Consider the following 14,108-nt stretch of genomic DNA (forward strand, 5'->3'; position numbering starts at 1 on the left):
ACCGCGCGCAATTGCTGCGCGGTCATTGGACGTCCGTCAGCACAAATCTGTGCAAGCAAAGCTTCGAAACCATAACTGACGACACGCCCTAGAACGAGTTGACGATCCGGCCCGCCCGCATGTCGCTGATCATGGTATGGGCGTGGTAATGCATGGCGCATTTGATCGCATAGATCTGCATCACCACCGGCGACTGGCGACGCTTGAGCATCGTCCACAAGCGCTGGCGATAGACCCGACGCAGTTCCTTCTGGGGCACCCGGCGCATCAGGCGCAGGAAGATACCGGCGGCTTCGAGCATCCACATCAGGTTGAGCTTCGCCAGGCGCAGCGGATGGCGGCGCAGATGCCGCAGCCTGGAGCGCTCCGGCTTGATGCGTTCGTCGAGATAGAGCGCGTCCAGCCGGTCGAAAAAGGCCTGGGGCTGGTGAAGATCGGCCATCACCTCCAGATAGCCGTCGCGCAGTGCCTCGCGGCTCAAATTGAGAGGGATGACATTGGTGCCGTAGGGCTGCCGGTCGGAGAGATCGAGACGGCCTTCCTTAGCGAGCCGAGCGTAGAGCGGCGTCTTGGGAATGGCGGCGAGCATGCCGACCATGGCGTTGACGATGCGGGACTCCCGGATGAAAACGCGCTGGGCTTCGAAGATGGAGGCATCGTCGCTGTCGAAACCCAGGATCATGCCACACCATACCTCGATGCCGCTGCGCTGGATGGTGTGGACCTTTTCCAGCATGGTGGCGCCTTTGCGCACGTTCTGCAGCTTCTTGGTCTCGCGCAAAGCGGCTTCATTGGGCGTTTCGATACCGATGAACACCACCCGGATATTGGCGTCGACCATCAGTTCCATCAGTTCGGCGTCGTCGGCGAGGTCGATGGAGGCTTCGGTGACGAAGGTCATCGGATAGTCATGCGCGACCTGCCAGGCGACGACGTCGCGCAGCACTTCCTTGATCGCCTTCTTGTTGCCGATCAGATTGTCGTCGACGATGAAGGCGGTATCCATCCCGGTCGCCAGCAGCGCCTCCAGTTCGGCGATGACCTGCCGGCTGGTCTTGATGCGGGGCTTGCGGCCAAACACCACGATGATGTCGCAGAACTCGCAGGTGAACGGGCAGCCGCGCGAGAATTGCACGCTGCCGACCGCATAATCGTCCATCTTGAGGAGATCGAAGCGCGGCACCGGCACCGTTGACATATCGGTCTTGTCGGCCTGCTCGTAACGACGGGCATGGCGATTATGGACCCAGTCATCCAGAAAGTGTGGCCAGCTCTCCTCGGCTTCGCCGATGAAGGTGACGTCGGCGTCGTCGCCAAAATAGTCCTCGCTCACCGTGATCCAGGGACCGCCGACCGCTACGAAGCACTTGCGACGCTTCAACTCATCGAGGATCTCGCGCATGCGGAAACGCTGCACGATCATGCCGGTGAGGCCGACGATATCGGCCCGGGCGCAGAGCTCATAGTCGATTGCCTCGACGTTTTCGTCGATCAGGGTGACGGTGTGTTCGGCCGGTGTCAGCGCCGCCAGCAAGGGCAGGCAGGCGACCGGCAGGTTGGCCTTGGCATCGAACAGAGGCAGGGCATGTTCCAGGCCCCAATAGGAAGCCTCGAAGCGCGGATTGATCAGCACGATATGGGCCATGGTCGTCACCGTTCGGTGGAGTTGAGGGAGATTCTTGCGGCTATTCCATCATTTCGTTTGGTTCAGGGGGCAGTCCGGGCAGACTGAGAGGAGACGAGTCGGGCGCGTCTCCTCAGGCTACGTTTCCAAGCTGGGCGTCTACGGGCGTAAACTTGCTGGCCGCCGGCCGACGTTCGGCGCTGATATAGTCGCGGGTCATCGGCAGGGTCTGGTTGGACCGGGCGAGCTGGATCTGGAACACCACCAGATCCTCGCAGCGGAAGGCGACCTCGGCGGCGGCGAGGTAATATTCCCACATCCGGCAAAAACGCGCGTCATACAGCGCCTCGGCCTCGCCCCAGCGTGACAGGAAACGTTCGCGCCAGGCCCTCAGCGTTTCGGCGTAATGCAGGCGCAGCACTTCCACATCGGTGACGATCAGCCCGGCCCGCTCGATGGCCGGCAGGATCTCCGAAAGCGAGGGGATGTAGCCGCCGGGGAAGATGTATTTGTCGAGCCAGGGCGTGGTGAAGCCGGGTTCGGACGAACAGCCGATGGTATGCAGGAGCATCACGCCGTCGTTGGCCAGAAGCCGGGCGGCGGTCCGGAAGAAGGTCTCGTAATAGGCAAGACCGACATGCTCGAACATGCCGACGGAAACGATGCGGTCGAAGCGTCCCTGGACACTGCGATAATCGATCAGGTCGAAATGGACGCGGCCCTCGACAACGCCCTTGGGCCGTTCGCGGGCAAAGGCGAGCTGTTCTTCCGACAGGGTGACGCCTCGGACCTCGGCAGCTCCGGCCTCGGCGATCGAGCAGGCGAGACCACCCCAGCCCGAACCGATGTCGAGCACCCTGTGCTGCGGCCCCACCCGAAGCTTTGCGATGATGTGCTGCTTCTTGGCGGCCTGGGCGTCTTCCAGGCTCTGGCCGGGATATTCGAAATAGGCGCAGGAATATTGCCGGTCGGCATCCAGGAACAGGTTGTAGAGGCGCCCGTCGAGATCATAGTGATGCGCGACATTACGCTTGGAACGGCCCGGCAGGTTGCGCAGCCGGAACCGGCGCAGAGCGGCGCGGGCCCGATCGATGAGGCGCGCGGGCAGGGGATGGGTCTGGTTCTGGCCCTCGCGCAGGATGAGATGGACGAAATCGTAGATCGAGCCCTCCTCGACCAGGAAGCGCTCGTCCATGTAGAGTTCGCCGAGCCGCATGTCCGGATCGGCCAGCAGCGCCAACACAGCAGCCCGGTCCGTCAGGCGGACGGTGACAGGTTCGCCGCTGCCGTCACCGAAGACGAGCCGGGTTCCGGCGGGTGTCACCACCGTCAGATTGCCGCGGCTGACGATCCGGGCAAAGGCCCAGCGCACGATGCGGTCCAGGATGGCATCCATCTCATGATCTCCTATGGGGCGGCGTCAAAGCGTTTTGCGGTTCGTCGGAATCGCCAAGAATCGCAAAGACGCGTCGAAACAAAACAATGAGAGCAACGCGCGTTCACACCTGAACGCGCTTTGCTCTAGGAGCGCGGCCCGACCGTCTTGGAGACGGTGATGTCGTATTTCTTCAGCCGGTGCCAAAGGCTGCGTTCATTGATGCCGAGCAGTTCGGCTGCGCGCACCTGCACGCCGTCGGCCCGCTTCAGGGCTTCGACGATGAGGCCGCGTTCGAAGGCGGCAGCTGCATCGTCTAGTTGAATGGGAAAATCCTGCGCTGCGCCGTTGCCGGGCTTTTCGGCGATATAGGGCGGCAGGTCGGTGGCCGAGATCACCGGGCCGCGCGCCGAAATCAGTGAACGTTCTACGCAATTCTGCAGTTCGCGGATGTTGCCGGGCCAGCGATAGGCGGTCAGCACGCGCACGGCGTCGGGGCTGAAACGGATGTCGCGCTTGCCGAGCGTGGGCGCGAGGTCGTCGGCGAAAAGATCGAGAAACAGCGGAATGTCCTCGGCGCGTTCGCGCAGAGGCGGCAAGGCGATCGGGAACACGGCGAGGCGGTAGTAAAGATCCTCGCGGAACTTGTTCTCGGCCACCATCTGGGTGAGGTCGCGGTTGGTCGCGGCGATGATGCGCACATCGGCCGTGCGTGAGCCCGTGGCTCCCACCGGCTCATATTGGCGCTCCTGCAGCACGCGCAGGATCTTGGCCTGCAGGTTGAGCGGCATGTCGCCGACTTCGTCGAGGAAAAGGGTGCCACCCTCGGCCTGGGCGAAACGGCCGACGCGATTGCTGACGGCGCCGGTGAAACTGCCCTTCACATGGCCGAAGAACTCGCTTTCCAGCAGTGCCTCGGGAATGGCGGCGCAATTGACCGCGACGAAGGGTTTGCGTTGGCGCGGACTGTTGAAGTGGATGGCGCGGGCCACCACTTCCTTGCCCGAGCCACTCTCGCCGGTGAGCAGCACCGTGGTGCGCTGCTCGCACACCTCGCTCACGGCACGCAGTACCTTCTGGAAGGCGGGGGATTTGCCCACCAGCGTGTCGAACTTGTAGCGTCCGGCCAATTCCTGGCGCAGGCGCTCGTTGTCGCGCAAAGCCTCGTGAAGCCGCAGGGCGTTGGCGAGGGTCGTCGCCAGCTCCTCCTGTTCGATCGGCTTGTCGATATAGTCGAAGGCTCCGTCCTTGATGGCCTGGACGGCGTCGCGCACCGTCGAGTAGGCGGTCATGATCACCACCGGCATGGAAGGATGGCGGCGGTGAATTTCGGCCAGCAATTCCTGCCCGCTCATGCCGGGCATGCGCAGATCGGTGAGCACGAGATCGACCGGTTCCTGCTCCAACCGCTCGAGCGCGGCGGCACCGCTGCTTGCGGTAAGCGGGCGATAGCCCAGCCCCTCCAGCACGCCGCTCAACACGTCGAGCAGCTTCACCTCGTCGTCAACGAGCAGGATCGTTTGGGACATCGCCTGCCCTCCGTTGAGATGCCGGTATCACGAGTTCGAAAATGGCGCCGCCATGCGTGGCGTTGCGGGCCTCGATCCAGCCGCCATGACCTTCGGCGACGGCGAAGACGCGTGCGAGGCCAAGCCCGGTGCCGCTGTCCTTGGTGGTGACGAAGGGATCGAAGATGCGGTCGATCAGGGTTGACGGGATGCCAGGTCCATTGTCGGCAAAGATGAAATGCACCTCGTCTCCCTCGGTGGTGATGCGAATGTCGAGGCGTGGGCGAACGGCAAGACCGGGTGCCGTCGCCAGTTCGGGCGTTCCTTCCATGGCCTGCAGAGCGTTGAGCACCAGGTTGAGGCAGGCCTGGATCATCTGATCGCGATCGACATGGATGCGGGCTCCGCCGCTTTCGTCCTCGACATTGACGAGGACCTGCTGCTGCTCGATCTCGCTCTGGCAACTGCCGAGAACCCGGTCGACAAGATCGACGGGAGCCAGGTCCGTCATGCGCTGCGGCGGCCGGGCAAAGGCCAGGAAGTCGCGGATCAACTGGTCGATCCGGCGGACCTCGTCGATGACATAGCCCAGGCGCCGCGTCTCCACCTCGGTCAGGTTGGCGCTGTTCTGGAGGAGCTCGGCGGAGGTCTTGATGATGCCGAGCGGATTGCGCACCTCATGCGCAAGGCCGGCGGCAACCTCGCCGAGCGTGGTCATGCGCTCGCGCCTTCTGAGCTTGGCTTCCATCTTGCGCAGCCCCTCGAGCTGTTGGGCCATCGAGTTGAACGCGATGGACAACTGGCCGAGTTCATCGTGGCGGCGGGTCGGCACGCGCTGGGTGAAATCCCCCTTCGCGATGGCGTTGACGCCCTCCGCAAGACGAATGACCGGGCTGGTGAGCAGGCGCGACATGATCAGGCCGGCGCCGAGCGACAGCAGCATGCCGAAGGCGAAGATGGCGATGAACAGGTTCTTGCTCGTCACCCAATCGGCAATGCCCGACTCCGAGCTGAGGCCACAAAACAATACGCCAATGAGGGTGTTGCCATCTCGGATCGGCGCATAGATGCCGATGGAGATATCCTCGCTAGCGATGTCGGCGGATGTATACTCATCGACGCCATTGCCGGCGACCTCGGCCAGCGTCGCCGCGGGCAAGGCAATGGGCGCTTGCCCGTTGGAGGCATAGACCTGAGTGAACTGGCCATTGACCTTGTAGTAAAGGCGAACGGTCAGCGACGACAATGCCCCCATATTGGCGACGAAGCTCTGGTCGACCAGCGTACCGATCAGCACGTGGTAGCGCTGGCCTTGATAGTCGAAGGTGCTGGAGCCCGCCGCCATCAGGGTCGGCGTGCCGTCGATCACGTCGAGATAGAGCTTCTGGCCCTCGCCGAAGGGCACGCTGGTGATGTTGGTGGCCGGCTTGGAGGAGAAGACGACCTTGCCTTCATTGTCGGAGATCAGCAGGAGATCATAGCCGAGTGCATTGATCATATGCGACACCGCCGGCGGCATCTCGCGCGTTTGTCCGGTGACGAGAGCGGTCAGGCTGCCATTCTCGGCGAGCACGTCGGCGATGCTGGCGGTTTCCCGACGCTGGTCGAGGATGTTGGCCACGAAAAAGTGCGAGGTCTGGAACAGCCAGGCCTCGACATTGTCCTCGAACGTGGTGGAGACCACTTGCGTGGCGAATTTGGTCGCGATCAGCATCGGAATGACGCTGATGATGACGAACACGCCGACGAGCTTCCAGCGTATCGAGCGGCTCCACCATTTATAGAGAACGGTGAGCATCGTCACCCGTCGCCTCCCCCCATGACGACCACCCCCGCCACGATCAGGCCGATGCCCACCATGCGCCAGGGCGAGAGTTCTTCACCAAAGACATAGTGGGAGGCGATGGCAACCACCAGCATCACCACGGCGGTGAGAGGAAAGCCGAAGCTGAGCGGAATGCGATCGAGAATGACCATCCAGGCGGAGAAGGCCCCTAGATAGCCGAAGACCCCGACGATGACCCAGGGATTGCTCGCCGCTTCCATAAGCCAGGCGAGGCCGAAGGGAAGATGCGCCAGCGCCTCGCCGCCGATCTTGAGGGCGAATTGCGAGGTGGTTTCGAACACGAGCAGAAGCAGCCACGCAAACAGGGTATTGCGGTAGCCCGGACGCGGAGTGGATATCGTGTTGGTCATGCCGCATCCTTCACGAGATTGGCGATCGCAGGATCGAAGCGGTCCAACCGCACGAATTTGGCGACGACTTGCAGTATGGTGTTAATTGCCGCGTTGCGATGGCGGAAATATTGCCAATTGGGTTGCAGCCGGCAGCCCAGCCGCAGCTTGGGGCCATAGAAGGCCTGGCCGCTCTGATAGACCGGGATGCCGCGCTCGATGCAATAGCGGACATTGTGCAGCCAACTGTTGAAATAGAGACTGAATTTCGGAACGACGGCGTAGTTCATGCCGATATATTTGTCGATCAGTCGGTCCGCGGTCTCGATCACGAAATTGAAGGCGACCAGCTCATTGCCATGCCAGTAGAGGAAGACGCTGGCTTCGGGGGTAAGAAAGCGCAGCAACTGCGGGAAATAGTCCGGCGGCAGATACTCGAACTGAAGGTCGCTATGGGCGACCGTTTGCTGGTAGAGGGCGGATACCTCGCCAACCACGTCGTCGATCTCGCGGCGCTGCTCGACGCGAATATCCTTGAAGGCCTTGAGCTTGCGCCGCATGTCCTTGCGGGTGGCCTTGCTCAAGCTTTCGAGATAGGCGTCGAAAGTGACAAAAGGCAGGTCGAGCATGGCCGTCGGCAGGCCGGGCAGGCGGGTGAAGCCGCTTGGCGTGAGCGCGCCGCGCCACAGCCCGTCATCCCGGGAGGGGGCATCCTTGATGCCGAGCAGGCCGTAGCGCTTGGCGGCGCCAAATTCCTGCAGGGCGGTGACGATACGCCGGAGCAGAGCCGGCCGGTCATAGGCCGGCACCTCCGGCGCAAAGCCGAGATGACAGATTTCGGCAACCGGCGAGCCGAAGGCGATCAGGCGCAGTGACAAGAGAGCGGGCAGCACGCGATGGATCTGGTTGGTGATCCGCTTCAAGACCCCCTGCACGGTGGTGTCGAGGCGATATTCGGTGCCGAAGGCCGGCACGACGGCGACCAACCGGCCATTATCGCGGATGGCCGCGTAGTACCAGGTGAAGCCCGGAGGGCCGGCTTCCTCGCAGGCACGATAGAAGGCCCAGTTTTCCGGATCGGACGGAAAGCAGCGATTCCAGTCCGCACTGTCGAAGGCGGCGATCGAGTTCTCGACGACGGCGGTCAGCGTCATGATCGTCCTCGATTGAGCGCCAGGCTCAGCGCGGGCTGGGCGAGCCGGCGCGGCTCGGTACGCTTGAGGAAGCCGACGGAATGGTCGACCACCAGATCGCGCTCCTGGTCGAGCGTGATCATGTGATAGCTGTTTTCGAGCAGGATCTTCTCGACATTGCCGCCGAGATTGGCCGCCAGATAATTGGCATTGCGGATGCTGGTGACGTCGTCCTCGCGGGCATGCAGGACCAAAGCGGGCATGCGCAGGGCGGGCAAACGTGGTTTCAGATCCCGGATGAGGTAGAGAAGCTGGGCAAGGCTTCGGCCGGGCATATAGAGCAAGCCCGCCTCTTCACTGCGGCCGGATTCCATGGCGGCCTGCACCCGGGCCCGCAGTCGGTCGTCCTTGATGCCGTAAGGAAAATTCTCTCGGAAGCGGAAAAAGCGCCCGAGCCCAAGCAGGATGGCCACGTGCAGAAGCACGCTGCCGCGCGGCACGCTCCAGCCATCATAGAACATGGTCGGTGAATAGAGCAGGCAGCCCGCGACGCGATCGGAACGGTGGGACGCCACCAGGAGGGCCAGCAGCGCACCCATCGACAGGCCACCGACGAACACGGCATCGTGGTTCTGGCGGATCCGGTCGAAAGCTTCCAGGGCACTGGCGAGCCAGTCCTTCCAGCCGGTCGCCATGAGGTCGGCTTCGCTGCCGCAATGGCCGGCGAGCTGTACGCCGTAGACGGAATAACCGGCCCGGGCCAGGCCCTTGGCGACCAGCTTCAGCTCGGCCGGCGTGCCGGTCAGCCCATGAATCAGCAGGACGGCGGTCGGGCCGCCGGCATAATGGAAGGCATGGGCCAGAGGGGGCGCGGACTGGGTTTGGGTCTCAGATTTGCCGATCGGGGGGGTATGAACGTTCATGTCGAGGTCCCCACAATAGCGACACCCACGGCAATGAGGGCGGTCCCGAGCCAGCGCCGGCGCGATACCGGCTCCTTGAGAATGAAGCGACTTGCGAGCGCGATGCCGCAATAGGAGAGGCTCGCCAACGGGAAAGCGACGCTCAATGGCATGCGTGACAGCACGAACAGCCAGGCGCCGATCTCGATGGCGTAGGTCGCCACGCCCAGCCAGATCAAGGGCGTGGTCGCGACCTTGAGCCAGACCGGACGGGACGAATCCCCGCCTGTGACACCGTCGAGGCCAGCCTTGAAACAGAGCTGTCCGACGACGTCGCACAGGATCGTGCCGAAGAGGACGAGGAAGGCAAAACCGTTCATAGGACAGCCTCGAAGGCAGCGATCAGCCGCTCGTTGGTATGGGCATTGATAGTGAGATCAGGCTCTGCATCGACGCGCGGCTGGTCCAGCCGGGATTCGATAAGCTTGAAAGGATTGCGGTGGCGGATCGGCGCATATTCGCCGCAGATGTCAGCGCCGACCACGCTGAAATTGGCCGCCAGGCGCTGGATGGCTTCGATCAGGCGCTGCAGCGGCAGCCCGCCCTGGTCCCAGTTGGTCACGGCTTCGGTCGGCGGCAGCACGTCCTTGTCGATGGTGATCCAGATCCGTTCCGTCGGTACGCGCTCCATCAGGGCGCAAAGAAAGCCGCTCCAGTCCTGATCCACCAGATTATGCCAGCGGATCAGTCCGTCAGCAGCAATATGGCCGGCACCGCTGCGGACTTCCTTGCGCGTTTCCGAGGGACCATGCCACCAGGGGAAAAGCTCCAGCCGCCCGTTCGACAAGGCCTCCAGGTTGGCCCCCTTGCGATCCGGACGCACCAGATCGTCGCTGCAGGGACCGATGGTGACCACACGCTCGACATGCGGCAGGGCGAGCGCTTCGTTGACCCACGACCCACAATGGCGGCGGGGCATGGTCCAGCACCAATCGGGATGATTGTCGAAATGAACCACCGTCAGCGGTCCCGGTGCCGAGGCGATGAAGCCGGCGGTGAGATGATGGAAATCGCCCGAGCCCACCAGGGTGAGTGCTGGCTCGGACGGCGCCGGCAGGCTGGCCCAGAAGCTCTCGAAAGCGGCGTAGGTCTGCCGGCGCGCCCACAGACGCAAGGCCGGGCCGAGCGAGCGCAGATCATGCAGCACCGCCTGGCCGGACTGAAGGCGCCGGGCGATCGGCTTCTGGCCGGGTAGGCTACCGTCAAGATCCAGGATCCTGATCGGCATCATGGCAGCACCCTGCCTGGGATGCAGGCCTCGAGCAGGCCGGTATGCTTTTCCTGCCCGAGGAAGGCTCCATCGGGGACCTGCGCTGCCAGGCCGGCCAACCCGGCGCCGAGGCTCGGCAGTCGTTCGGCCAGAAGCTGCGTGACCTCGGCAAAATCCCTGTAGGGCAAATGCACGATGCCGCTGGCCTGGCAATGCTCCAGAAGGCCGGCCTTGGCGAAGACGAGATCGACGGCCCCGGCCGCGCAATAATCCGAGCGGCCGTCGCCGACCAGGATGGTGGTATGCGGCCCCGCTCCGCCAGTCGCCCTGACGGCCTCGCATTTGCAGGTTCCAGCAGCCGAACGGCAGGCCGTGGAAGCGTAGGGGCTGAGCATGGCATGACGGTCTTCGGCCAGGAACATCAGGCGGTTGGCGATAACAGGCAGGTCACCCAGGCCAAGACGCGAAAGGATGCGTCGGATGGCATAGTCGAGGCCGTCGCTGACGATGGTCGGCTCGATGTCATGGTCCCGGCAGAAGGCGACGAAATCGACGAAGCCGGGATCGATGTCGATGGAATCGAGCAATCGATCGAGGGCAGGGTGGCTGCAATGCAGGAGCGCGACCTGGCGCGCCATGCAATCGGCGGAGCCAATCAGGCCCGCCTGCCATTGGGCTTCGATGTCGCGCCAGCCGGGGGTCGCGAAAGCCTCGAGCAGGACGTCGGTAACGTCGCTGGTCGCTATCGTTCCGTCGAAGTCGCAATATATCCGATACGCCATTTCACGATCCGCTGGCAGAAGGTTTGCCTCTCGGGTGGCAAGATGCGTGCCAGTCGGCCTTCTTGGGGTCGCAAACCGGTGTGCCGGTCTCCAGACCGGCATGGAGACGAATGCTTGCCGGCGGAAATGCCGATCCCGCTCCATCGACCTGCCGATGGAACGGAGAAGATCGGCACGCTAAGGCCGCGGCTTCCTCGGCTCCCTCCAAATTGCGAGCTACAAGTTTTGTAGCTCGCGTCATGAAATGTCGGAGTGGCAATCGGCGCACTGCGCGCCGCCATGGCGGGCAATGTGCCAAAAACCTTGGTGGAAGGCGGCCATTCCCTGCTTTGGCGATCTTGGCACGTTCCTTGCGGTTGGTGCGGCAGCCGCTCTGTTGGTTGCCTGACCAGGCGACCGAACCAGGAACGTTCAAGATGCGCATGCTGCAATACTCAAAATGGGACTGGGTACCCGTGGTACTCGGCACCGCTCATTTCCTTGCCGTGATCGGACTGTTTTTCGCCTTTCCGCATTTGTCGTGGTGGAGCTTCATCTGCCTGGCACTGATCTATTCGCTGTCGATATCATGGAATATCAACAGTATATCCCACAACTTCATTCATAATTCGTTCTTTGCCAGCCAGACCTTGAATGTCGCCTTCAGCTTCATGCTGTCGATTACGCTCGGGTTTTCGCAGATCATGTATAATTTTGTTCATATGCGCCATCACAGTGGCAACATGGACCGCCCCGACGGCAGTGGAAAGACGATCGATTATCTGTCGATCTACAAGCATGGCCATGACGGAAAACCCGAAAACGTCTGGGCCTATACCTTCCTGAGCTATTTCCGTGATGACCCTGCCGAGATCCTCAGGGCCATGGCGGTCAGGCGTCCGGGCGAGGCTCGTCAGGCCAAGTTCGAACTTGCCGTGATGATCGGCTTCTACCTGGTGCTGGCGCTGCTCGACTGGCGCTTCATCGTCTGCATGCTGCCCTTCAACTATCTGGGCCAGTGCCTGTCGTCCCTCAACGGCTATTACGAGCATTTCGGTGGCGACCCGGAAAAGCCGCTGGCCTGGGGCGTGAGTACCTATGAAAAGGTCTACAACTGGACCTGGATGAACAACGGCTATCACGCCGAGCATCACTACAGGCCCAAGGTCCATTGGACCAAGATGCCCGAGCTCCACCGCAACATTGCCGCGGAGCAGGAACAGGCCGGCACGCGGGTGATCCGCCCGCCCCATCCCCTCGGTTTCCTCGACGCCGATCTAACCCAGCACTGAGCCCAGGAACACCCGTCGAAGGACGGGGCGTTCGCCAACTCCCTCTTCAATCGAGATAGTTCCGTGAATTTCATCAGCACCACTCTCACGCGCACCGCCACCAGCGCCGCCCTGTTCGAAACGGCGCGCCATGTCATTCCAGGGGGCGTGAACTCGACCGCCCGGGCCCAATGGTCCGGCTGGCTGCCCTATCCCCTGTTCGTCGAGAAGGGCGAGGGATCTCGGCTCGTCGATGTCGACGGCAATCACTACATCGACTATTTGCTTGGGCTCGGCCCAATGATCCTCGGGCATCGCCCGCCCAAGGTGACCCGCGCCGTTGTCGATTTCATCGAGCAGCGCGGCACCGTTTTCGCCCTGCCGACGGCGGACGAGGCCGTCCTGGCCGAAAAGATCGTGGCCGCGGTACCTGGCGTCGAGCAGGCGCGCCTGTGCAATACTGGCACCGAAGCGGTGCTCTATGCGACGCGCCTGGCGCGGGCCTTCACCAAAAAGCGTAAGATCATCCGCTTCGAGGGCATGTATCACGGCTTTTCCGACGGCGTGTATTGGAGCAAGCACCCGCCGATCGACAAGGCCGGACCGGACCACAGCCCCACGGCCGTTGCACAGGGCCCCGGCATGCCGCGCGGCGTGGAGGAGAACCTGATCATCCTGCCCTGGAACGATGCGCAGGTGCTGGCCGACGTTCTGGCCAAGCATGGCGAGGATATCGCCGGCATCATTACCGAGCCGGTGATGTGCAATACCGGCTGCATCCTGCCCAAGCCGGGCTATCTTGAGGCGATGCGCGATCTCGCCACCCGCCATGATGTCGTGCTGATCTTCGACGAGGTCATCACCGGTTTCCGCCTGGGCCTTGGTGGCGCTCAGGCGCGGCTCGGCATTCGGCCTGATTTGTCAGTGTTCGCCAAGGGGCTCGGCGGCGGCTTCCCGGTGGCGGCCCTCGGCGGCAGGAAGGAGATCATGAGCCTGGTCGCTGACGGGACCGTGTCGATGGCGGGCACCTATACGGCCAATGGCATCGCGGTCGCCGCCGCCAATGCGGCGTTGGACGAACTCGGCCAGAATGGGATCTATGAGCAGCTGGATGCTGTCTCGGACGAATTGAGGACAGGCCTCGACCGCGTCCTGAAACAGGCCGGGCTGCCCGCCTACACGGTTGGTCTCGGCCCCCTGATGCAGGTGTGGTTCGCCGACAAGCCGATCCACAACTATCGCGATGCCGAGCGCTATGCCGACCAGGAACTGTTCCGGCGCTGGTGGGAAGGCATGCTGGAGCGCGGCGTGCTCTTCCATCCCGGGGCCTACGAGAACCTGTTCGTGTCGACGGCCCATAGCCGCGAAGACATCGCAGTGACGCTGGCGGCCGCCAAGGATGTCGCCGACAGCCTCGCACGGACGATGTGATCCATCCGGCCGCTGCTTGCTTTCCGCTGGCGGCGGCCGAAGTGTTTTCCATGCGATGATTGCTGAATGACCCTGAACCAGACCCTGTTCGCGATCCTCAATGCGGGCGTGCCGGCCAGTGCGGTCGGCCTCGACATCGGCTATCTCGCCGCTGTCTTTCTGATCTTCAGCCTGCCAGCGAAGCTGATGATCGACTGGCTATGGGGCAATTCGCGTGACCGTGGTGCCGCGATGGCCGTCGTGACCGCCATCTTGTTGGCTCTGGGGATCAATCTGTTGATCTCGACCGGGGTTCAGATACCCAGGCCGCACGAGGCTGGGATCGGACACAGCTATCTGGCGCATGCTGCCGATAGCTCGTTTCCCAGCGATCATGCGACCGTCCTGTTCGCCGCGGCCTGGGCTTATGCGTTCGCCGAACGGGCGGCTAGCGCCTGGCTGTTTGCCGTCACCGGGTTGATGGTCGGCTGGGCGCGCATCTATCTTGGCGTGCATTATCCCCTCGACATTTTCGGCGGCGCGCTAAGCGGCCTGACAGGAGCCATGCTATCGCGAGGCCTGATGGTGCTCGCGGGAACGAGGCTGCTCGCCTTTGCCGAGGCCTGCTATCGCCGCCTTTTCTCCATGTTGATCCGGGCCGGGTGGGTGCGGGCGTGAT

The 14,108-nt window shown here is 62.9% G+C and carries 13 protein-coding genes; 3 read left to right on the forward strand and 10 right to left on the reverse strand.

Features of this window, described 5'->3' with window-relative positions; all coding sequences use genetic code 11:
* Window positions 1-88: 88 nt before the first annotated feature.
* From AB4037_RS04740 to AB4037_RS04785, 10 genes are all read right to left on the reverse strand, one after another.
* Window positions 89-1,645 (reverse strand): DUF4070 domain-containing protein, encoded by a 1,557-nt coding sequence (locus tag AB4037_RS04740; protein ID WP_441770712.1) that lies wholly within the window; start codon window positions 1,643-1,645, stop codon window positions 89-91.
* Between the two features lie 112 nt (window positions 1,646-1,757).
* Window positions 1,758-3,020: a class I SAM-dependent methyltransferase gene (locus AB4037_RS04745; protein ID WP_441770713.1), complete on the reverse strand. Its 1,263-nt coding sequence runs from the start codon at window positions 3,018-3,020 to the stop codon at window positions 1,758-1,760.
* A 125-nt stretch (window positions 3,021-3,145) separates the two neighbouring features.
* Window positions 3,146-4,528 carry a sigma-54-dependent transcriptional regulator gene (locus AB4037_RS04750; protein ID WP_434960742.1) on the reverse strand — a complete coding sequence of 461 codons (1,383 nt, stop codon included), beginning with the start codon at window positions 4,526-4,528 and terminating at the stop codon, window positions 3,146-3,148.
* Window positions 4,503-6,305, reverse strand: coding sequence for an ATP-binding protein (locus tag AB4037_RS04755; protein ID WP_441770829.1), 1,803 nt, complete (start codon window positions 6,303-6,305; stop codon window positions 4,503-4,505). The genes AB4037_RS04750 and AB4037_RS04755 overlap by 26 nt, the downstream gene beginning before the upstream one ends.
* Before the next feature lie 2 nt (window positions 6,306-6,307).
* Entirely contained in the window at window positions 6,308-6,703 is a 396-nt protein-coding gene (locus tag AB4037_RS04760) for an EamA family transporter (protein ID WP_434960743.1), read from the reverse strand.
* Window positions 6,700-7,836, reverse strand: coding sequence for a GNAT family N-acetyltransferase (locus tag AB4037_RS04765; RefSeq protein ID WP_441770714.1), 1,137 nt, complete (start codon window positions 7,834-7,836; stop codon window positions 6,700-6,702). Before AB4037_RS04765 ends, AB4037_RS04760 begins: the two co-directional genes overlap by 4 nt.
* Window positions 7,833-8,738, reverse strand: a complete 906-nt coding sequence (locus AB4037_RS04770; RefSeq protein ID WP_441770715.1) for an alpha/beta hydrolase — start codon at window positions 8,736-8,738, stop codon at window positions 7,833-7,835. The genes AB4037_RS04765 and AB4037_RS04770 overlap by 4 nt, the downstream gene beginning before the upstream one ends.
* Entirely contained in the window at window positions 8,735-9,097 is a 363-nt protein-coding gene (locus AB4037_RS04775) for an EamA family transporter (RefSeq protein ID WP_434960746.1), read from the reverse strand. The genes AB4037_RS04770 and AB4037_RS04775 overlap by 4 nt, the downstream gene beginning before the upstream one ends.
* On the reverse strand, window positions 9,094-10,008 hold the full coding sequence (locus tag AB4037_RS04780; protein ID WP_441770716.1) for an arginase: 915 nt from the start codon (window positions 10,006-10,008) through the stop codon (window positions 9,094-9,096). The genes AB4037_RS04775 and AB4037_RS04780 overlap by 4 nt, the downstream gene beginning before the upstream one ends.
* On the reverse strand, window positions 10,005-10,769 hold the full coding sequence (locus AB4037_RS04785) for an MtnX-like HAD-IB family phosphatase (protein ID WP_441770717.1): 765 nt from the start codon (window positions 10,767-10,769) through the stop codon (window positions 10,005-10,007). The genes AB4037_RS04780 and AB4037_RS04785 overlap by 4 nt, the downstream gene beginning before the upstream one ends.
* 416 nt (window positions 10,770-11,185) lie before the next feature.
* On the opposite strand from AB4037_RS04785, the gene AB4037_RS04790 reads away from it, so the two are divergent.
* From AB4037_RS04790 to AB4037_RS04800, 3 genes are all read left to right on the forward strand, one after another.
* Entirely contained in the window at window positions 11,186-12,040 is an 855-nt protein-coding gene (locus tag AB4037_RS04790; protein ID WP_434960749.1) for a fatty acid desaturase family protein, read from the forward strand.
* 63 nt (window positions 12,041-12,103) lie between these two features.
* Complete coding sequence (locus AB4037_RS04795; RefSeq protein WP_441770718.1) at window positions 12,104-13,450, forward strand: aspartate aminotransferase family protein; 1,347 nt, start codon at window positions 12,104-12,106, stop codon at window positions 13,448-13,450.
* Between the two features lie 66 nt (window positions 13,451-13,516).
* Complete coding sequence (locus AB4037_RS04800; protein ID WP_441770719.1) at window positions 13,517-14,107, forward strand: phosphatase PAP2 family protein; 591 nt, start codon at window positions 13,517-13,519, stop codon at window positions 14,105-14,107.
* Window position 14,108 lies beyond the last annotated feature (1 nt).

It is taken from the genome of Labrys sp. KB_33_2 (genome assembly GCF_052114505.1).
Taxonomy (GTDB): Bacteria; Pseudomonadota; Alphaproteobacteria; order Rhizobiales; family Labraceae; genus Labrys.

Excerpts from the sequence above, each read along its gene's own strand:
- AB4037_RS04740 (WP_441770712.1), bottom strand. The coding sequence starts at position 1,645 with ATGGCCCATATCGTGCTGATCAATCCGCGCTTCGAGGCTTCCTATTGG.
- AB4037_RS04745 (WP_441770713.1), bottom strand. The coding sequence starts at position 3,020 with ATGGATGCCATCCTGGACCGCATCGTGCGCTGGGCCTTTGCCCGGATC.
- AB4037_RS04750 (WP_434960742.1), bottom strand. The coding sequence starts at position 4,528 with ATGTCCCAAACGATCCTGCTCGTTGACGACGAGGTGAAGCTGCTCGAC.
- AB4037_RS04755 (WP_441770829.1), bottom strand. The coding sequence starts at position 6,305 with ATGCTCACCGTTCTCTATAAATGGTGGAGCCGCTCGATACGCTGGAAG.
- AB4037_RS04760 (WP_434960743.1), bottom strand. The coding sequence starts at position 6,703 with ATGACCAACACGATATCCACTCCGCGTCCGGGCTACCGCAATACCCTG.
- AB4037_RS04765 (WP_441770714.1), bottom strand. The coding sequence starts at position 7,836 with ATGACGCTGACCGCCGTCGTCGAGAACTCGATCGCCGCCTTCGACAGT.
- AB4037_RS04770 (WP_441770715.1), bottom strand. The coding sequence starts at position 8,738 with ATGAACGTTCATACCCCCCCGATCGGCAAATCTGAGACCCAAACCCAG.
- AB4037_RS04775 (WP_434960746.1), bottom strand. The coding sequence starts at position 9,097 with ATGAACGGTTTTGCCTTCCTCGTCCTCTTCGGCACGATCCTGTGCGAC.
- AB4037_RS04780 (WP_441770716.1), bottom strand. The coding sequence starts at position 10,008 with ATGATGCCGATCAGGATCCTGGATCTTGACGGTAGCCTACCCGGCCAG.
- AB4037_RS04785 (WP_441770717.1), bottom strand. The coding sequence starts at position 10,769 with ATGGCGTATCGGATATATTGCGACTTCGACGGAACGATAGCGACCAGC.
- AB4037_RS04790 (WP_434960749.1), top strand. The coding sequence starts at position 11,186 with ATGCGCATGCTGCAATACTCAAAATGGGACTGGGTACCCGTGGTACTC.
- AB4037_RS04800 (WP_441770719.1), top strand. The coding sequence starts at position 13,517 with ATGACCCTGAACCAGACCCTGTTCGCGATCCTCAATGCGGGCGTGCCG.